The organism is Paeniglutamicibacter sp. MACA_103 (assembly GCF_045798555.1).
GTDB lineage: Bacteria > Actinomycetota > Actinomycetes > Actinomycetales > Micrococcaceae > Paeniglutamicibacter.
Genome location: NZ_JBIXLN010000011.1, coordinates 16,134 through 35,508, shown reverse-complemented (window position 1 = coordinate 35,508; position 19,375 = coordinate 16,134). Strand labels below are relative to the sequence as shown.

Below are 19,375 nucleotides of genomic sequence, written 5' to 3'. Positions count from 1 at the left end.
GTCCAGCTGCCACTTGGCCGTTGGACATCCTCACGTTGACCGCGCCCAGAAACTACATCACCGCGTGCGCGCCGCCGTCGACCACGAGGTGGGATCCGGTGACCCATTTGGCTTCGTCCGAGGCCAGGTACAGGCCGGCGTAGGCGACGGCGAGCGGATCGCCCGGCTTGCCGTCGATGGTGCGCTCAAGGATCGGCGCGACGGGTGCGTTCTCGCCGAACTCCTCGAACATCGCCAACACCGGCGGGGTTGCCATGACCCCGGGGCTCACGCAGTTGACCCGTACGCCGACCGCCACGCCTTCGGCGGCGAGTTGCCGGGTCAGGGCGATGACCGCCCCTTTCGCCGCAGCGTGGGCGGCCTGCGGCAGCGCCCGGGCGCCCTGCACTCCTGCAACGGAGCCGATGTTCACGATGGCTCCGCCGACCGTGGCCAGGTGCGGCCAGGCCGCCTGGCAGGCATGCCAGACCAGGTCCAGCTCGTTTTGGATGGTGAAGCGGTAGTCTTCGCTGCTCATCTGCGCGAACGGCCCGAATTTCGGCTTGCTGGCGTTGTTGTAGAGCACGTCGATGCGGCCGTGGCGTTCAATCGCGCCCTCGACCCAGGTGTCGATTTCCTCCCGGTTGCCCAGATCCACCGGGGCGCTTGAATCGATGGAGCCGCCCTCGGCTTCGATGATCCTTACCGTTTCCGCGGCCCCGGCGGCGTCGAGATCGCAGCCGACGAGCGTTGCTCCTTGGGACGCGAACAAGCGGGCGGTTTCCCGGCCCATGCCGCCTCCGATGCCTGTCAACAGGACGACTTTTCCTTCCAGACGGCCACCAACCATGGTTCCTTCTCCATTCAATTTCGTCTTATCCAAGTGGCCCCATGCAACCACAGGGCGCAGTGGGCCGGAGGCCGCGACGGGGTGATGGTGCAGTTCGTGCACACTTCTGTGCACGAACTGCACCATCGGCCCGTGGCTATCGAATGCGTTGGCAAAGTCGCGCACCATGGGTGACACGCAACACACCCACACCGCAGCACGTAGGAGACCAGAAAAGATGAGCAACACTTCCGCGACCTCGACCCGCCCGCTTCCTCCAGGCGTCAGCGAGGACGACCTCGAGGCCGCATTCGCCGCATTCGCCGAGGCCATCGGCGCCGAGAACGTCGCCACCGATGCCGAATCCCTGGACGACTTCCAGGATCCCTTCCAGGTCCCGGGAACGGCCACCAACCGTCCCTCCGGCGTCGTCAGCCCGCGAAGCGCCGAGGACGTCCAGGCTTTGGTGCGGATCGCCAACAAGTACCGCGTGCCGCTGTGGCCCATAGGCCGCGGCAAGAACAACGGCTACGGCGGCGCCGCGCCCCAGGTGCGCGGGTCGGTAATGCTCTCTTTCCGGGAGATGAACAAGGTCCTGGAGATCAACGAGGAACTTGGCTACGCGATCGTGGAGCCCGGAGTCAGCTGGTATGACCTGCACGACGCCATCGAGGCCGGCGGACACAACCTGGTGGCCTCCATCGTGGACATCGGCTGGGGAGGCGTCGTCTCGAACACGCTCGAGCACGGGCTCACCTACATGCCGTACTCGATCGACCAGGCCTCGCACTGCGGCTTCGAGGTGGTGCTCCCCAACGGCGACCTCATGCGCACCGGCTCGGGTGCCATGGACAACAACCCGACCTGGCCGCTGTACAAGCGCGGCCTGGGTCCGACCTCGACCGAGATGTTCATGCAGTCCAACTACGGCATCGTCACCAAGATGGGCTACTGGCTGATGCCCAAGCCCGAGACCTACATGCCGCTGTGGCTGCGCGTCTGGGACGAGGAACAGATGCCCGCGGTGGTCGATGCCCTGCGTGAGCTCATGCTCGACGGCACCATCGACATGCGCCCGCAGTTGTCGAACACGCTGTGCATGGCCTCGATGCTCACCACCCGCGCCGAGTGGTACACGGGCGAGGGCCCGATGCCGGAGGAGGTCATCGACAAGATCGCCAAGGAGATGGGGCTGGGGCGCTGGATGATGCGCTTTGCCCTCTATGGAGATGAAGCGGTGGTCGATCACAACTTCGCGAAGCTCGAGGCGCGCTTCCTGCAGATCCCGAGCGTAGACCTGGTGGGCCAGAAGCACGGGAAAGAGGCGTGGGAGACGCTGCCCAACCCGCACGAGCGGGTGCAGATCGGCGTTCCGAGCCAGGACCTGTACAAGATGGCCGGCTGGTCCGGCGGCGAAGAGGGCGGCCACGTCGACTTCTCGCCGGTCATCCCGCTCACCGGCCGAAACGCAATCGCCGCGCAGAAGATGATGAGGGAAATGTGCGCCGAGGCGGGCCTCGATTTCCTCGGCGGCATGCTTCCGATCAATGCGCGGTCGACGACGTTCATCAACGTGATCGCCTTCGACACGAAGAACCCCGAACAGGTCGCCAATGCGTATGCCCTGGCCAAGCGCATGGTCGCCGAGGCCGGCAAGCGCGGCTACGGCGAATACCGGGCGCACCTGTCGTTCATGGACCTGGCGGCCGACCAGTTCGGGTTCAACGACCACGCGCTGCGCCGCTTCAACGAGCAGATCAAGGACACGCTTGACCCGAACGGGATCATTGCCCCGGGCAAGTCGGGGATCTGGGGCACCCGCCTGCGCGAGGCAGGCTTCCCGCAGCAGATGTGATCGCCCGGCGTCGGGGAAGTCCTCGCCCTATTCAAGGGGCGGGGGCTTCCCCGACGATCTTGGGGAACGTCTCGAACTCCTCGGGGTGGAACCTTGCTGCCCATTCGACTCCGGTTCCGGGATCGCCCCACACTTCGCCCGTCGAACGAAAAGGAAAACCCATGTGTGTTGACCTGCCGAATGAAATGCGTTCAGGCATTGGCCGCCGTCGTCTGATGGCGGGGCTGGGGCTCGGTGCCGCCGGCCTTGCGCTGGGTGCCGGCGTGCCCGGTGAAGCCAACGCCGCCAAGAATCCCCTGCGCAAGTTCGGGCCCCCTTCGTCCCGCGGGTCCAAGACCAAGCTGGTGCTGCTCGGGACGGCCGGTGGGCCCACCCATTTTCCCGGAAATGACAGTGCGGGCATCGCCTCCGCGCTGGTCGTCGGTGACCGCTACTACCTCATTGATGCCGGACACGGCGTACTGACGCAACTGCGCAAGGCCAACCTCGGCCCGGAGAATCCGGCTGCCCAGGTCGGCCCGCTCGACGTCTTGGCGGGGATCTTCCTCACCCATTTGCATTCCGACCATGTCGTTGACCTGAACAACGTACTGGTCAACGGGATCTACAACGGACTGCAAAGCGTCAACAAAATCCCGGTCTGGGGACCCGGCAACCGCGGGGCACTTCCTCCGCTGTTCGGTACGGGCCCCGCCCCCGCCCCGGTCAGTCCCGGGAATCCGACGCCCGGCACCAGGGAAATGACTGATCTTATGGTGCAGATGTTTGCCACCGATCTCAACGACAGGATCTTCGACAACCGGAAACCGGCGCCGACCCAGTTGTGGGAGGGCAAGGATGTCCCGGTCCCTGAAAGGTACCTGAAGGATCCCAACGGCACCCCGGCGCCGGACATGAAGCCGTTCACCTTCTACGAGGACGAGCGCGTCAAGGTCTCCGCCACGCTGGTGAACCACGCGCCGGTTTTCCCCGCCCTGGCATACCGCTTCGACACGGACGACGGATCGGTGGTGTTCTCCGGTGACACCGCCAAGTGCCCGAACCTGGTGCGCTTGGCAAGGAATGCGGACGTGTTGGTGCACGAGGTGATTGACGAGGACTGGGCAGGGCAGCTGTTCCCCGTCCCGCGAAGCGAAGCCGAGGAAGGCCTGTACCAGCACCTCATCCAGGCACACACGCTGAAGTCGGAAGTCGGATCCATCGCCGCCGAGGCAAACGTGGGCACGCTGGTGCTCTCGCACCTCGTTCCCGTCATCCAGCCCGAATCGGTGTGGGCCGAATGCGCCAAGGGCTTCGACGGTCGCATGGTCGTGGGTCGGGACCTGGACGTCATCGACGTCGGCAAGTAGCGACTCGGCCGGGCGCCAGGGAATATTCGAATGAGGTTGTTTTGGCCCGGCATCATGCCGGGCCAAAACAACCTCCCTGTCTGTAGCCGGGAGAACCTTTGCCCACCAATTGGTTGGGGCTTTATGCCGAGAGCGGCAGCTGCCGTGCATCGCGAGGCGCGCAACCGTGGACCTCGCGGAACGCACGGCTGAAGCTCGCCGGATGTCGGTAGCCCCACCTCGTCGCGACGGTTGCGATCGTCGTTTCCGGGGATCGGCGCAATTCGCCCACGGCACCTTCGAATCGGCGTTCGCGGATCCAGGACGACACCGCGGTGCCGGAGGCTGCAAAGATCTTGTGCACATAGCGAGTGGACACATAGTGCGCCTGTGCGATTGACTCGGGTCCGAGGTCCGGGTCGTGCAGGTTCTCCATGACGTACCGCTGCATGCGAGCGAGCAGTGCCTCGGGGCGCGAACGCGGATCGGCAGTCTCTTGTGCCCCATACATGCTCCGAAGCAGGGGCAACATCATGTCCGCCGCTGCTTCGCCGTCAGGGCCCGAGAACCCGCCACCGATTGTGGTGATCCGGGCGAGCTGTGCGAGGAACGGTGCTGCCGGCCCGGTGAGCCGTCCGGGGCCCGAAACCACCCGTGTCGCCGAATGCCGGGAGATGACTTCGGCCTGCGCCCCGACAAACGATTTGGGAATGCTGAAGACGAGTACCTCAAAGCCCTCCCGCCCCTCGAAGGTGGAGGGGCGCGATGTATCCTGACAGGCAATGTCACCGGGGCGGAGTACGCAGCTGCGTTCGTCCTGATCGATGTGGATCGAACCCTTGGTCATCAGATACAGCAGCAGGCATTCAGGGTCGGCGGTGGCGATCATCCGTTGTGTGCGTGCCACCCGGTGCGCAAGTCCCTGAATGGACTGGACCCCGACCTGTCCCATCTGGCCACCGGCCAGGCGGGCCTCGAAGGAAGAAGCCTCGACCGATTCGACCTCCATCGGAAAGAAACGTTCGGCGATCCCGGCGGACCAGTAATCCCGGCGTTCTGCAGCGGGAACCGACCTGGTGTCCAGTACGGAAGTCACTGGTCCACCTCGAACGAGGTTCGGTGAGAGTTCCGCGATGCGGGCAGATGCCCGCCAGGCAATGAACGGTGGGCGCCAACCGAGCCCACCACCAAGGCCCGAACCTTCGCTGAGTTTTCTGCTGCCACGACCTCCGGGGCAGAGGCTACAGACACGATGCCTCCCAATAAGAACCGATCCGTTTCGTATTGAGTGTAAGCCGCATCACAGGGCAGCGCAAAGATATTACGTCAACCCGCCGACGGGCCTCGGGCAAAGGGTCACGATTCTGGGTCTGGCGCCCTGGGGATGCGTGCCGCGGCCGTTGGGTACTTGTTGCCTTCTCCTTGCGGGGTGTCATGCTTCAGTACTCGTTGCGTGGCGCGTCCTTGCTGACCGGCCAGCGGAGACCGTCCTGTGGTGTCCTTGGGACCAGAATGTCCACAAATGATTGTGTACGTTTCGTATTGGATAATTTTGCAAGTAGGGTTGAATCATGGCCATTAGAAGCGAAGACAGTCGTCGGGCGGTTTTGGAAGCAACGATGAAGTTGCTCGACGGTTCGGGGGCGGCCGGATTTACGGTGCAGAAGCTCTCCATTGAGCGCATTGCCCGCGAAGCCGGCGTCAGCAAGACCACCATCTACAGGTGGTGGTCGAGCAAGGTTGCCGTAGTGATCGACACGTTCCTGGACAACCACGTCGCACGCACCCCGGTGCGCGAGGACGTTTCCGCCATCGAAGCGCTCCGTGAGCACATGGCCTCGCTTGCAGAGGTCTATGCGGGTAGCGAGGGCCGGCTCGTTGCCCAACTCATTGGCGAGTGCCAGCAGGACGAGGCCACGATGGCCGAGTTCAAGAAGCATTTCTGGACCCCGCGAGCGCAGGTCGTTGAATCCCTGGTTGAGCGGGCCATCAGTGAGGGGTCGATGCGCGAGGGGCTCGATTCCAAGGTCGTCACGGAACTGCTCTACGCACCCATCTACTTCCGGCTGTTGTTCCAGTCCGGCCCCCTGGATGCCAAGGTCACCAGCGTCATGATGCAGACGGCTCTTGAGGGGCTTTCCGCGGGGTAGCTGCCGACATTGATACGCCGTTTCGTCCGCGCCATTGGCGACGGATGGGTTGAAGCCATGGTGAGATTCGACGTGCATTAGAGCCTTGGGTGGGTGCGATTGAAATTTACGCCGCTGCCTAAACTGTCCAGCGGCGCAGTGTTCGTACCGACATGTCTCCGGCCCGGGGCGCTGGCTGGCAGCTGCTCTACGAGTCCGGCCTGCACGGCGGCGCGCTGCTGTGGTGTGAGTCGGGCCAAGGTTTGGGCGTGGGCCTGTTCCATCCGTTCCGGTGGGGTGGTGCCCGGCATGTGCCGACTCTGGGGCCCGCCCCGGTCGCTAGCCAGCTATCCGGACCTTGAAGACCAATTTGTTAAAACACTCGTGTTTCACGCGCCCTCGGCGCCGGCTCCGGCAGTCTCCTCGACCACGTGGCCGCAACCCGGTCCCTCCGAAACCACGTTCGGAATGTGGTGCCCGTCCCGGACCATAGCGGTCAGCAGGAGGCCATTGGCAAACCCCCAGGTGCCCTGGGTCGATTGACATCGACCCAGGGCACCTGGGGGTTACCGGTTCTGCACTCGTATCGGGAGGAAAATCAGGTCCTCACCGTGTCACAGGGCCAGCAGAGGCACCATCAGGGAGGTGAGGAACAGCACCAGCGTGCCGCCGATGCGGTTGGTGATCGCCGCAAACGGCATCAGGTGCATGCGCTCGGAGGCACTGAGGACCGAGACGTCGCCGGAGCCGCCGGTGTCCGCCATGACGAGTCCGGGGACGATCGCCACCTCTACGAAGTTGAACTTCACCAACCAGCCGATGACGCCGGAGGAAAGGCCTGCCACGAGCACGCACAGGAAGGTCAGGATGATGAAGGCAGGGTCGGCCAGGGAGACGAGGACCTCGTCGATCTTGATGTAGGTCAGGGAGACGCCCACCAGCAGGGCCGGGACCAGCACGGCGTTGATGAGTTCGCCCCAGTCGGTGGCGGATTCCTCGAGGTCTTTCGGCAGCCAGCCGGTCAGCTTGAGGACCACCATGATGATGATGGCCCAGGCATAGGGGTGCAGGAAGGTCAGGAATGCCCCCGTCATTTCGCCGACCACGAAGATCACGGCGGCGAAGAGCAGGCCCTTGCCGAGGGTGATGAAGGTGGAGTGGCCTGCCTTCTTCGGCATCGACAGGTCCTGGCGGTTGCCCTTGACCCGGATCAGGTCGCCGTTGCCGGAGAACCCGGCGAACAGGGTCGGCCGGTTCTTGCCCAGGCCATTGAGCAGGCCGGCGAAGATGATGCAGAAGACGTTGGCCAGCACGACGGCGGACATCAGGTCGCCCATGAAGGCGGAGGCGTCCTGCCCGGTGCGGGCGGCGAACATCTCGGACATCGGCAGGGCTCCCAGGCCCAGGCCGCCGGCCATGATGGGCGCTGCGATCAGCAGGATGCCCTCGATGAAGCCCTTGCCGAAGGCCATGGACATTGCGCCGATGACCAGGAACGTGACGGCGATGGTGCCCAGGACCGGGACCGCGAAGCGCGGCCCGGCCTTCACCAGCAGCGCCCGTGGCATGCCAAGGATGGAGCCGGCGATGATCGCCATGACGAAGAAGTCCAGGAAGCCTTGCTCGTCGATGAAGGTGCTGGCCACCGTGATGATCGGTTCCGGGACGAGGCCGAAGAAGGCCAATGTGGCCGGGGCAAAGGTGCACAGGATGGTCGGCAGGCCGAAGTCCCGGATCACCGGCACCCGGTTGCCGAGCCAGATGAACAGCCCGCCGAGCAGGATCGTCACGGCGAATCCGGACAGCATCGACGGCGGCAGCGTCTCGGTCACGGCAGCCGTGACCACGGCAGCGGCCATGACCAGGTACAGCATGATCGGCACGCTGGCGATCCGCTTCCAGCCGGCCCCCGGGTGGTGCACGCCGCCGCGGCCGTCGACGGTCTTGTCGACCGGACGGGCCAGTACGGACTCCGTGCCGGCGTTGATCTCCTGCTCGAGCGCCCCGAGGGCGTCGCGCCTCGCCTCGTCGGTGGTGCCCGCGGGCTTTGGGGTCGAGGTAGTGGACATGGTGTTCCTTTGCATTAGGGTCGGGTCAGGCAGGTGTTTCCGGGGTGAGGTGGAAGCTGGTTCAGGAGCGGACCGGCGCGTGCAGGTGGCTGACCGGAGCGCAGTAGCCACTCCGTCGCCGAGGAGGATCGCCGGCAGCGATCCGTTAGACTCGCGTCGCTTCCGCGACGAGCTGCAGGGGAGCATGCATGTTCGCCGCTCGCTTCGTGGTCGTGACGACCCCGCCGGGAATGCCGCCACGCAATACCGAATCGAAGTTCTGCCACACGGTCGCGATCCGTCGCTCGACGTTCTCCCAGCCGACACCGGCCATATGAGGTGTGCACACGACCTGCTCCATATTCAGCAGTTCGCTGGTGGTGGCCAACGGTTCGCTTGCATAGACATCAAGTCCTGCCCCTGCGATGCGCCCTTCGCGCAGACATTCGATGAGCGCACCCTCATCGAGGACCTCACCGCGCCCGACGTTGACGAGGACGCCGCTGCGCTTCATCAGCGCCAGTTCGTCCCGCCCGATCATCTTGTCGGACTCCGCATTCAACGGAACACTCAGGCAGACGATGTCGGAGACCGCCATGAGCTCCTCCAGCGGGACGGGGCGCGCCGCGATGAGCTCGGAAACAGTCAACGGGATCTCCGCGTTGTCATGGAAGACCACGTTGGCGCCGAAGCCGTGGTGCACGACCTTGCCGACCCAGCGCCCGATGTTCCCCAGACCGACGATCCCGACGGTCTTGCCGTACAGCTCAGAGTAGGACATCTCGTCCAGGTCCTGGCGCCATTTTCCGTCGCGCATCAACTGCGTGGACGCCGGAATTCGCCGCATCACTGTCAGCATCAACGTGAGCGCATGCTCCGCGACGGAGATGGAATGGGTCTTCATCTGGGCCACCGGGACACCTAGTTCGTTCAGGACGCCCAGTGGCAGCTGCCCATAGCCGGAGCTCATGTACTGGATGAATTTCACGTTCTTCGCTGCCCGGAAAACTTCTTCGGGAACATCGATGCCGGAGATGAGGAAATCGGCATCCGCGGCTTCACGGCACATGTCCGCAACATCAGCCCCGGCCGGCATGACGGTGACGCTGAAGCCCTCCGGGGTTGATTCCACGAGACGTTCTATGTAGTCCTTCAAGGGGTTTAGGAACAGGACCTTGTAGGTCATTGGTACGCACCTTTCGTACGTCAAGAGCTGTCGACGGCAACACGGGAATCTGACTGATCAGAGCGTGCGCGTCGGTGGGGGGAGGACCTTGCGGTCATGGCGGGGGCACGGTGTTCGTGCCCCCGGGTTTCAACTACGCCGGCAAGGCTCCGATGACTGCGTCAACCACTTCCTGGGTGTCCGCCGTCCCGCCGAGGTCGCGTGCACGAGGACCTGTTGCCAGCGTTGACTCGACGGCGACTTGGATGCTCCGTGCAGCCTTGGCGCAACGGTCGTCCCCGCGGCGCTCGGCCAGCCATTCCAGCATCATCGCGGCGGACAGGATCATCGCCGTCGGATTGGCGATCCCCAGGCCGGCGATATCGGGCGCGCTTCCGTGGGATGGCTGGAACACGCCGTGCGTCTGGCTGACGTCGGCCGACGGGGCGACGCCAAGACCTCCCACGAGGCCTGCCGCAATCTCTGAAACGATGTCGCCGAAAATGTTCTCCGTGACGATGACGTCGTATCGTTCCGGATCGGTGACCATGTACATCGACCCCGCGTCAATGTAGAACTTTGCGCTGCCGATATCGTCGTTCATCGCGGCGACTTCGTCGAATACCTTCTCCATAAGCACATTGCTGCGCAGGGCATTGGACTTGTGCAGCAGGGTCACGTGCCCGGGGGTTCCGCGCTTGCGGCGCGCCCGGGCCTGGGAGAACGCAACGTCGAAAAGCTTCTCGCAGGTGGCCCGCGTAATCGTCATGCGATCGCTTGCGCTCTCGTCGCTGGGTTCATGCACGTCGGCCATCCCCGCGAACATTCCTTCGGACGTTTCGCGGATCACGAGCATGTCGACGTTCTTCGCCTTCACCGCGCTCTCAACGCCGGGAAAAAGTCGAACCGGCCGAAGGCTTGAGAAAAGTCCGTAGTGGGCCCGCATTTCAACCTGGGCGCCCAGTTCGAGGCCCTCCGGTCCGCGTACGTCGGGCAGTCCCATGGCACCGAACAGCACTGCATCCGCCTTGCCGATCTCATCCATGTCCGCAGCAGTGATCTTCCGTCCGGTACGGCGGTACAAGTCCGCACTGAAGTCATGGAACGTGTAGTTGATCTTTAGCCCGTAGCGCGTTTCGCATTCCTTCAGTACGGCCAAGGCCGCGTCAACGACTTCAGTGCCGATTCCGTCCCCGGGAATGACGGCAATTTCATAATCGGTCATGGTTCTCCTACTTTGCTCTTCACGAGCGCGTCTGTGTACGGCGATCACCCGGTATCGAGAGCCTTGCTCACCGGGGCCCTCGTGCGGGATTTTCCCATCTAGTGGGAAGTGATGTCTGCTTGGTGGGAAGACTGTAGCACGTGGTGATGTGGCTCACAAGCAGTCGGGCGGGGCTCGTCTTGACGTCAAGATCGGCGGGGCGACGCGGGGTTCGCGGCGGCGGGGCCCGGTCGCTCGGGACCGTGTGGGCGGCGTGCGCGTCCCGGGGGCGGGAGGGGGCAAGGTGCCGGCAGGGCGCGGCGCGTAGGGGCAGTTCGGGCACCGGGAATGCGAAGGCATTGTGCAATACGATACGGTTCGTATATATTTGAGTCGACGTTGGATGAATGCTCTTGCGGTGCCCGTGTCAAACGTGCACGATCCGTTCTGGCCCCATCCCTTCGCAGTCCGTGGAGCCCGTCCGATAGGCGGGACGTCGACAACGAAAGGAAACATCATCGTGAACACCGCCCTCGCGCCGAACGACGCGGTCATCGTCGCCTACCGGAGGACGCCGATCGGCCGGGCCCGCAAGGGATCGCTTGCCAATGAGCGCCCCGAAGACCTCGCTCTGGCAGCAATCCGCGGCGCGCTCGCGGACATTCCGCAGCTGGAGCACACCGAGTTTGCCGACGCCTACATGGGCTGCGCGGTCCCGCAGGGGGCCCAGGGCGACAACATCGGGCGCCGTGTCATGGTGCTGGGGGGCATGGACAGCGTCCCGGCGGTGACGGTAAACCGCTTTTGCGCCTCTTCCCTGCAGGCCACCGCGATGGCGGCCCAAGCGGTGAAGGCCGGCGACGGGAAAGCGTTCCTGGTTGCGGGCGTCGAATCGACCAGCTCGACACCGCCGGTCGTCGAGTCCCCGCATCCCGCCTTCGCGGACGCGGCAAAGCGCGCCGATGGTGTCTTCGAATCCGGACGGCCGTGGGTTGACCCCCGCGAAGCCGGGAAGCTCCCCGATGTGTCCCTTTCCATGGGCAAGACCGCCGAGTTCGTGGCCCGCCAAACCGGCACCACGCGCCAGGACCAGGACGAATGGGCGCTTGAGTCCCAGCTCCGGGCGGAACGGGCGATCGGCTCCGGCTACTTCGCGCGCGAGATCGTGCCGGTGACCACGGTTGCCGGCGCCGTCGTCAGGGCCGATGACGGCCCGCGCCCGGGCACCACCCTCCAGGCGCTTTCCGGCCTCAAGCCGGTGTTCCACGAATCCGGAACCGTCACGGCGGGCAACGCCAGCCCGCTCAACGACGGTGCATCCGCCCTGGTGGTCATGAGCGCCAAGCGTGCCGGCGAGCTCGGATTGAAGCCGCTGGCCCGCATCCTGGGCAGTGGCGCCAGTGGACTCTCGCCGGAAATCATGGGACTGGGTCCGGTGGAGGCCTCCAGCCGCCTGCTGGATCGGCTGGGCCTGTCGATCGGCGACATCGATATCGTCGAGCTGAACGAGGCCTTCGCGGCCCAGGTGGTGCCCGTGGTGCGCAAGCTTGGTGCGGACCCGGAAAAGGTGAACCCGTTTGGTGGGGCGATTGCCCTGGGCCACCCCTTCGGTGCGACCGGTGCGCGGCTGGTGGGAACCCTCGTCAACGGACTGCAAACCACGGACGGCTCCCTCGGCCTGGCAACGCTCTGCGTGGGCGGCGGGCAGGGCATGGCGATGGTAGTGGAGCGACTCTCATGAACCCGGCACCGCTCATTGCAGACCCGGCCCGCTCGATGTTGGCAGCCGACAGGGCCCTGGAGGGCCTCGGCATCCAGGTGCTGAGTGCCAGCGAGGGACGCGCCACGGCGATCCTGACCGTGGTGCCAGAGATGGCCAACGGGCACGGGATTGCCCACGGCGGATTGGTCTTCGCGCTGGCCGACACCGCGTTCGCCATGGCCGCCAATACCTTCGGTGCCGGAATTGCGACCGCCGAGGCTTCCATCTCCTACATTTCCCCGGCCCACATCGCCGACGAACTGGTTGCCACCGCCGAGGTGAGCTTCCATGAGGGCCGCCGGATGATTGTGGATGTGATGGTGCGGGCGGGGGACCGGACCGTGGCCATCTACCGCGGAACCGGCAGGGCGCTGCGCCCGGCCGGCTAAAGTCTTTCGGAACGGCAGCAGTTAAATAGGTCAAAATGCGTGTGCGCCCGGACTCCAGGTGGAGTTCGGGCGCACACGCATTTGTGCCGAGGTAGCCGCGCCGGAGAACCGTCAGCTGGACGGATCTCCGACGCGGCGCAGGGGTTAGCCCTTGGAGCCCTTCTGGCCGGCGGTCGCCAGCTTGTCGGCGATGCCCATGAGGACGGTGGAGCCGGTCGCTGCGATGAGCAGGTTCTCCACCGGACGCTTGAGCTTGATCGACACGGGTTCCTTGGTCCCGGCGAGAACCGCTTCGCGCCCCATGGCCGGGTTCTTGTGGCAGCGCACCGGCACGTTGAGGATCAGCCGGCGCAGGCAAGAATTGTCGTGATCACACCAGTTGATTTCATTCTGGCGTCCCTGCAGCACCTTGTTGGGGAAGTCCGGATCGGCCAGCAACTGCCGAGCCAGCATGATTCCGTCGGCGAACCCGGCGGTGATGGCGTCCGCGCTTTGCCGCGGATCAAAGGTGCTGCTTAGCAGCAGGGGGACGTTGGGCATGGCCGCGCGGAAGGCTTGGGGCTCTCCGTGCTCGATGATGGCGCCCGATTCGGAAGTGACGTTGTTGTCCATCGACTCGTAGTTTGCATCGCTGAGGGCGATGTATCCGAGACCTTCCTCGTTGATGATCGCCGCGACCTCCGCGAACCCCTCTGGCCCCTGGCCGTCGGGGAGGTGGTCGTTGACGCTCATGCGCAGGCCCACCGGATATTCGGTGCCGACTTCGGCGCGAATGGCCCGAATCGTGTCCACGAGGATGCGGGCGCGGTTCTCGGCGCTGCCGCCGTATTCATCTGTCCTCCAGTTGGTGCGCGGCGAAAGGAAGGAGGAGTAGAGGTAGCGCATGTGCGCACCGAGCTCGATTCCGTCGAAGCCGGCGGCCTTGGCCCGGAGCACCGAGGCGACAGTGGAGTTTTGGACCTCCAGGATCTCATCCTTGGTGATCTCATTCGGAGTCGGGTTGGTGCGACCGCCCGGGATGTAGAGGCCGTGAGGCAGGCGCGGTGCTGCCATGCGGACGGGTTTCGGGCTCGCGGCCCGCGTGGACCTGCCCTCGCCGGGCACGCCCATGGCGCCGAAGCTCGGGAAGATCTGGGCAAAGATGGGGACGTCGTGCTCGTGCACGGCATCGACCATGCGCTTCAGGCCCGGGATGAACTTGTCGCTGTCGAAGCGCATCAGCGGTTGGAACGGCGCTTCCTGGTTTCCGCGTTCGGTGGCAACGGTGCCACCGATGATCAGGAGCCCGACGCCGCCACGTGCGCGCGTGGTGAGGAACGCGATCGTTTGGTCGCTGGGGTGGCCGTCCTTGGTGGGCTGGAGCACCGCCATGGGGCTGAGCACATAGCGATTCTTGATGGTCAGGCCGTCGATTTTCCAGGGGCTGGAAAGCACCTCGGCGACGGTGGAGGTCTCGGAGGACATTTTTTCTCCTTGGGTTTTTCAATGGAACCAGGATGAAACCGTTCATCCATTATTGCGTTCGAGTCGTATCGTATCGTATTGACACTGCTTTTCATATGGGTTGCGAGAAACTGTTTGGTTGTTGCGCTGCATTGACCGGATCAGGCATCCTCTGCAACGAGCTGCTGCGGGATCTGCCGTGTTTCGGCCCTTCGGCCGTGTACCCCTGGCATTCCTCCTTACCCTGAGCCTTGCCCGGAATGGTGCGGATGTTGCGCCAGTAGGATGCGCCACAAGCTGTGGGGCATTGTCTCAGCCCCGAACCAATGGCCTTCATTCATCTGTTGTATGTGCAAGCAGGACCGGAACTCAGAACCTGTCGCGCACGTGGCGTTCGCGGCCGTAAAGCGAGACCACGGCCAGGATGATGATGCCGAAGATGATCCGGCTTTGCGCCTCGGAGAGTCCGTTGCTCACAATGATCGTGGACAGGATGGTGAGGGTGAGGGCGCCGAGCAGTGTCCGGGTGTAGCTGCCGCGGATCGAGCCGAAGATGGTGCCGCCCACCAGGACGGCGGCCAGGCCGGAGAACAGATACGGCTCACCGATGGTCTGCGACCAGCCCGAACCGTAGGCGGCAATGAAGATGCCGGAGATCCCGGCCAATGCGCCGGAGGCGGCGAAGACGAGGGTCCAGACGGCGGAGGTGCGGATCCTCGTCAACCGGGCGGCGCGGAAATTCACTCCCGTCGCGTGGAAGCGACGCCCTGCCGCGGTGCGGTTGAGGAAAATCCACATGCCCACCCCGCACAGCAGCACGATCAGGATGATCGGCGGGAACGGCATGCCGAAGGTGGTGCCGCGCAGGCTTGCCAGGGAACGCAACGCCTGCGGCGGGGCGGAGGAATAATCGCCGTCCGCGAGGAACAACGTCGCGCCCGTGAGTGCCGCGCCGGTGCCCAGCGTGACGACCAGCGGCTGGACCGCAAAGCGGTGGCAGATCCAGCCGATCAGGGCGCCGATGCCGCCGCAGAGCAGGACAGTGATCAGCACTGCCACGATCGCCGGGACGGCGAGCTTGCCCGCCACGTTTGCCGCCACGAAGGCGCCGAAGAGGATGTAGCCGGGTGCGGCCAGGTCCAGTCCGCCCAGGATCACCACGAGCGTCTGGCCCATGGCGGCCAGCGCGAGCAGGGAGCTGATGACCAGGATCGAGGTGATGGACCGCGGGTTTGCGATGGCCGGGATGGTGATGACCAGCCAGGTCGCCAGGGCCACCACGACCAGAACCTGCAGGGCAGGGACCTCGAAGATCCAGGCCTTGAACCTGGCCCAGGTCCGGGGGGTCCGGACGGCGGGCGCCGGTGCGGGGGACAGGGTGTCACTGGTCATGATGCTTTCCTCTTCAATCGGGGGGCCAGCAGCGTTGCGCCCAGCACAACGCCAAGGACGAGGACCGAGCCATAGGCGAATTGGATGAGGCTCGGTGCCACGCCGGAGGCGGTGAGCAGTTGCTGGAGCAGGTAGATGGAGAGCGCTCCGAAGAGGGCGCCCAACAGGCCGCCGCGCCCACCGGCCAGGCTGGTTCCGCCCAGCACCGCGGCGGCGAGCCCCAACAGGGCATAGGTGGTGGCGAGCGAAGACTGCGAGGACTGCACGATGGCGGTCAACGCGATTCCGGCGATTCCGGCAAACAGCCCGCCGAGCGTATAGGCCAGGATCCGGATCGCCTTGATGTTGACCCCGGACCCGTAGGCGGAGACATCGCTCTCGCCGGTGGCCAAGAGATTGCTGACAAATGCGGTGCGGCGCAGGCCGAACCAGATGAGCCCGGCGGCGCCGATGGTCAGCAGGGCACCCGGGAGGATGCCGATGCCTCCGGCGAAGACCTCGGTCCAGTTGTCCGGTGCGGCCACAGGGTTCTGCGCGATGGTCAGCGACATGCCCACGAGCAGGAACAGCATCCCGGTGGTTGCGACGACCGGGTGCAGGCGAACCACGGCGATCAGGATTCCGTTCAGGGCGCCGATGCCGGCGGCCACTGCCAGGATGATGGGAGCCGCGACCTGCCAGTTGCCCAGCCCCGCGGGGATCAGGATGGCGACGAAGAAACAGTTGATGAACGTGGCCAGGGGGCCGACCGAGATGTCGATGCCGCCGGCGAGGATCGAGGGTGTGGAGGCGAATCCCACCAGCACGAACGGCGCCAGCGTGGCCAGGGTTCCGGGCAGGCGCGCGGGGGAGAGGAATGAGGGAGAGACGAAAAGGTTCAGCACCAGCAGCACCAGGGCGAGCAGCAAGGCAAAGGCGAAGGGCCAGCGCTGGAACAGGGTCAGGACGCGGTTCATGTGAGGACCTCTGATTTCTGGCCGAAGTAGGCGGCGACGATGGATTCGGTGGAAAGCTGCGCGTGGGGGATCTGGGCAAATACCGCCTGGTCGCGGAAGACCAGAACGCGGTCGGCGAGGTCCACGAGCTCTTCGACCTCACTGGAGAGGACCACGATGCCCATGCCAGTTGAGCTGAGCCGGTCAAGGATCGCGTAGATTTCCCTTTTGGTCCCGATGTCCACCCCGCGGGTGGGGTCGTTCAGCAGCAGGACTTTCGGGTCGGTGGCAAGCCAGCGGGCCAGCAGCACCTTCTGCTGGTTGCCGCCGGAGAGGGTGGAGATGGCATCGTGCGCGGCACCGAAACGCAGGGACAGCAGATGGGCAAAGGCCTCGAACTTCCGGTTGATGCTGCCGGAGTCCAGCAGCCCGCCGCGGCGGTGCTGGTCCAGGGTCGGGAGCGCGAAGTTTTCCCTGATCGACATGGACTCGAAGAGCGACTCGCCGCGACGTTCGCGCGGCAGGTAGGCAACCCCCAGGTCATCGCCGTTGCGCTCGGTGAGCTGGGCCGCACCCTCGGCCAGAAGCCGCTCGACGCTGCCGGCCCCGGCTTCGAGGCCTGCCAGGCGCTTGATGAACTGGTCCTGTCCGTGGCCCTCGAGCCCGGCGAGGCCCACGATCTCGCCGGCGCGCAGCTCGAAGTCGATGGGGGTCGACTCCGGGGCCAGGCGGACGGAGGATACCTGCAGGATTCTCTCCCCGGGATCGTGCGGCCGTCGTCGGGTCTCGGTGTGGCCGGTGTTTCCCGTCATGTCCGAGATCAACCGGTCGATGGACAGCTCCGTGCGCTCCACGGTGGATACGGTGCGCCCTGAGCGCAGGACGGTGACGCGGTCGGAGATCTCCGCGACCTCGTCCATGCGGTGCGAGATGAACAAGATGGCTGTTCCCTCGGACGCGAGTCGGCGCATCTCGACGAAGAGCCGGTCCCGGGATCTCACATCAAGGGCGGCCGTCGACTCGTCAAGGATGAGGACCTTGGGCTTGCGGACCAGGGCACGGGCAATGCACACCGACTGACGCTCGGAGAGCGAGAGCTGTCCGGCGGGAAGATCCAGCGGTATGTCCCCGGCAATGCGGGTCAGTACGTCGCGTGCAATGGAGCGCTGCTCGGCGCGGGGCAGGGCGCGGCGGAAGGTCCCGTGGGATCCGAGCCAGACGTTCTCGAGGACCGATTGGCTCCCGGCGGTGAGGACCTCCTGGAACACCGTGGCAATCCCCAGATCCATAGAGGCTCGTGGCGACCGGCTGGTGACGGGGACGCCGTCCAAGACGACGGTGCCGGAATCCGGCCGGTGGACGCCTCCCATGATCTTGACGAGCGTGCTCTTGCCCGAGCCGTTTTCGCCCAAAAGTGTGTGGATCTCGCCGGGCCGCAGATGCAGGTCCCCGTCGATGAGGGCACGCGTGGCCCCGAAGCGCTTGCTCACCCCGGAGAGCACCAGGCCGGTGGGTTGGTTGTTCACGGAGGATCTCCTAAGAAATGCGAGTTGTGTGGCGTGGATCTCATTCGAAACTAGACGAATCGTACCGCATGTGGCACTCTAATTCCATACGATACGAATCGTTTCACTCGGCAAGGAGATAGACCATGAAGAAGACGTCATCTTTCCCCCGCTTCACCACGTTCGGCGCCGCGATCCTGGGGGCCGGCGCCCTGGCCCTGAGCGGATGCGCATCATCGGCGCCGGCGGAACCCGCCGCCTCCGGCTCTGCCCCGGTCGCGCAGGCATCGCCGGCCGCCGGCACCTGCGGTTCGCTGCCGACGGATGCGGCCAACGATCCCAACGGCCTGTTGGCCGATTTCCCCCAAGAAATCGCCGCGGGATACGACCTGTACCCCTACGAGGTCCGGAAGTCGGCATGGGCCGATTACAAGTCAAAGAAGACTGAGGGCTTCACTGCGGCCATCGTGGGCATGCCGCCGGCCAGCCCCTTCATCGCCTCCATGTCGGAATCGATCCGCAAGGCCCTGAAGGCGGAGGGCGTCGAGGTCGTTGGCGAATTCGCCCCGGACGATCCGTCGAACGTTCCCCTGCAGCTTCAGCAGTTCAACGAGGCACTCTCGCTCAAGCCCGACGTGATCATCTACACGGCCATCGCCCCGGAGCCATCAGTGGACCTGGCCAAGGCCGCCCACGACGCCGGAATCCCGCTGGTCGCCGCCCAGGTGCCGATCGATTCCGAGTACGCAGTGAGCGTCACGCGCAACACCCCGCTCGCCATCGCCCAGGTCACCGCCGGAACCGTGGGGGCCATCGGGGGCAAGGGCAACGTCCTGCGCGTCGACGGCATCCCCGGCATCCCGGTCTCCACCTTCGCAACCCTGGGCATCGACGCAGTCCTGGAAAACTGCCCCGACATCAAGGTCGCCGGATCGGTCACCGGTTTCTTCCAGCCGGCCACGGCCCAGGCCGAGGTCCAGAAGTTCCTGGCCACCAACCCCGCCGGCGTTGACGCCGTGCTGCAGGCAGGAACGATGGGCGTGGGCATCCGCAACGCCTTCGAGGAATCGGGCATGGAGGTCCCGCCGATCGCTGACGACGGCTCCAGCCACGGGTTCTCCTCCTGGGCGCTGGCAAATCCCGACTACCCGTACTTCGGCACCACGACTCCGTCGGTGCGCACCGGTGAGGCAGTGGTCGACGTGGCCCTGCGGATCCTGAAGGGCGAGGGCCCGAAGATCAACCAGATCGTTGAACCGTCGGTGATCGTCAATCGGGAAAACCTCGCCGCCATTGCGGACCCCTCATGGGATGTCAGTGACCTGACCGACCTGGCCGGCGCACCGGATGACTACCTGCCCACCGAGCGCCTCAACGAGTTCTTCGCGAACCCGGGGAAATAAAAGATGGAG

Annotated in this window: 15 protein-coding genes; 6 read left to right on the top strand and 9 right to left on the bottom strand. The window is 65.0% G+C overall.

Annotated features, from left to right (window positions below):
• Positions 1-52: 52 nt before the first annotated feature.
• Positions 53-829 (bottom strand): SDR family NAD(P)-dependent oxidoreductase, encoded by a 777-nt coding sequence (locus tag ACIPVK_RS07165; protein WP_407611273.1) that lies wholly within the window; start codon positions 827-829, stop codon positions 53-55.
• Between the two features lie 217 nt (positions 830-1,046).
• Between ACIPVK_RS07165 and ACIPVK_RS07160 the strand changes: the two genes are divergently transcribed.
• Both ACIPVK_RS07160 and ACIPVK_RS07155 read left to right on the top strand, forming a co-directional pair.
• A complete protein-coding gene (locus ACIPVK_RS07160) occupies positions 1,047-2,663 on the top strand; it encodes an FAD-binding oxidoreductase (RefSeq protein ID WP_407611272.1) in 1,617 nt (538 codons plus the stop codon).
• Between the two features lie 161 nt (positions 2,664-2,824).
• Positions 2,825-4,012 carry an MBL fold metallo-hydrolase gene (locus tag ACIPVK_RS07155; RefSeq protein ID WP_407611271.1) on the top strand — a complete coding sequence of 396 codons (1,188 nt, stop codon included), beginning with the start codon at positions 2,825-2,827 and terminating at the stop codon, positions 4,010-4,012.
• A gap of 121 nt (positions 4,013-4,133) precedes the next feature.
• On the opposite strand, the gene ACIPVK_RS07150 is transcribed toward ACIPVK_RS07155, so the two are convergent.
• A complete protein-coding gene (locus ACIPVK_RS07150) occupies positions 4,134-5,087 on the bottom strand; it encodes a helix-turn-helix domain-containing protein (protein ID WP_407611270.1) in 954 nt (317 codons plus the stop codon).
• A gap of 523 nt (positions 5,088-5,610) precedes the next feature.
• Here ACIPVK_RS07150 and ACIPVK_RS07145 point away from each other — a divergent pair.
• Positions 5,611-6,141, top strand: coding sequence for a TetR/AcrR family transcriptional regulator (locus ACIPVK_RS07145; RefSeq protein WP_407611269.1), 531 nt, complete (start codon positions 5,611-5,613; stop codon positions 6,139-6,141).
• Positions 6,142-6,734: 593 nt separating this feature from the next.
• Here ACIPVK_RS07145 and ACIPVK_RS07140 read toward each other — a convergent pair.
• The 3 genes from ACIPVK_RS07140 to ACIPVK_RS07130 all read right to left on the bottom strand — a co-directional run bounded on the left by ACIPVK_RS07140 (position 6,735) and on the right by ACIPVK_RS07130 (position 10,606).
• Entirely contained in the window at positions 6,735-8,189 is a 1,455-nt protein-coding gene (locus tag ACIPVK_RS07140) for a 2-hydroxycarboxylate transporter family protein (protein ID WP_407611268.1), read from the bottom strand.
• A 145-nt stretch (positions 8,190-8,334) separates the two neighbouring features.
• The gene (locus ACIPVK_RS07135) at positions 8,335-9,354 is read right to left on the bottom strand and encodes an NAD(P)-dependent oxidoreductase (RefSeq protein WP_407611267.1); all 1,020 of its coding nucleotides are present in this window, start codon (positions 9,352-9,354) and stop codon (positions 8,335-8,337) included.
• A gap of 133 nt (positions 9,355-9,487) precedes the next feature.
• Positions 9,488-10,606: an isocitrate/isopropylmalate dehydrogenase family protein gene (locus ACIPVK_RS07130; RefSeq protein WP_407611266.1), complete on the bottom strand. Its 1,119-nt coding sequence runs from the start codon at positions 10,604-10,606 to the stop codon at positions 9,488-9,490.
• Between the two features lie 451 nt (positions 10,607-11,057).
• On the opposite strand from ACIPVK_RS07130, the gene ACIPVK_RS07125 reads away from it, so the two are divergent.
• Entirely contained in the window at positions 11,058-12,278 is a 1,221-nt protein-coding gene (locus tag ACIPVK_RS07125; protein WP_407611265.1) for an acetyl-CoA C-acyltransferase, read from the top strand.
• Positions 12,275-12,688, top strand: coding sequence for a hotdog fold thioesterase (locus ACIPVK_RS07120; protein WP_407611264.1), 414 nt, complete (start codon positions 12,275-12,277; stop codon positions 12,686-12,688). Before ACIPVK_RS07125 ends, ACIPVK_RS07120 begins: the two co-directional genes overlap by 4 nt.
• Positions 12,689-12,832: 144 nt before the next feature.
• Here the strand turns inward: ACIPVK_RS07120 and ACIPVK_RS07115 are convergent, their stop codons facing one another.
• The 4 genes from ACIPVK_RS07115 to ACIPVK_RS07100 all read right to left on the bottom strand — a co-directional run bounded on the left by ACIPVK_RS07115 (position 12,833) and on the right by ACIPVK_RS07100 (position 17,984).
• A complete protein-coding gene (locus tag ACIPVK_RS07115) occupies positions 12,833-14,152 on the bottom strand; it encodes an NADH:flavin oxidoreductase (RefSeq protein WP_407611263.1) in 1,320 nt (439 codons plus the stop codon).
• 348 nt (positions 14,153-14,500) lie between these two features.
• Positions 14,501-15,523: an ABC transporter permease gene (locus ACIPVK_RS07110; protein WP_407611262.1), complete on the bottom strand. Its 1,023-nt coding sequence runs from the start codon at positions 15,521-15,523 to the stop codon at positions 14,501-14,503.
• Positions 15,520-16,479: an ABC transporter permease gene (locus ACIPVK_RS07105; RefSeq protein ID WP_407611261.1), complete on the bottom strand. Its 960-nt coding sequence runs from the start codon at positions 16,477-16,479 to the stop codon at positions 15,520-15,522. The genes ACIPVK_RS07110 and ACIPVK_RS07105 overlap by 4 nt, the downstream gene beginning before the upstream one ends.
• Positions 16,476-17,984, bottom strand: coding sequence for a sugar ABC transporter ATP-binding protein (locus tag ACIPVK_RS07100; protein WP_407611260.1), 1,509 nt, complete (start codon positions 17,982-17,984; stop codon positions 16,476-16,478). Before ACIPVK_RS07100 ends, ACIPVK_RS07105 begins: the two co-directional genes overlap by 4 nt.
• Before the next feature lie 125 nt (positions 17,985-18,109).
• Here ACIPVK_RS07100 and ACIPVK_RS07095 point away from each other — a divergent pair, with 125 nt between their 5' ends.
• Positions 18,110-19,366 (top strand): substrate-binding domain-containing protein, encoded by a 1,257-nt coding sequence (locus ACIPVK_RS07095; protein ID WP_407611259.1) that lies wholly within the window; start codon positions 18,110-18,112, stop codon positions 19,364-19,366.
• Positions 19,367-19,375: the final 9 nt, after the last annotated feature.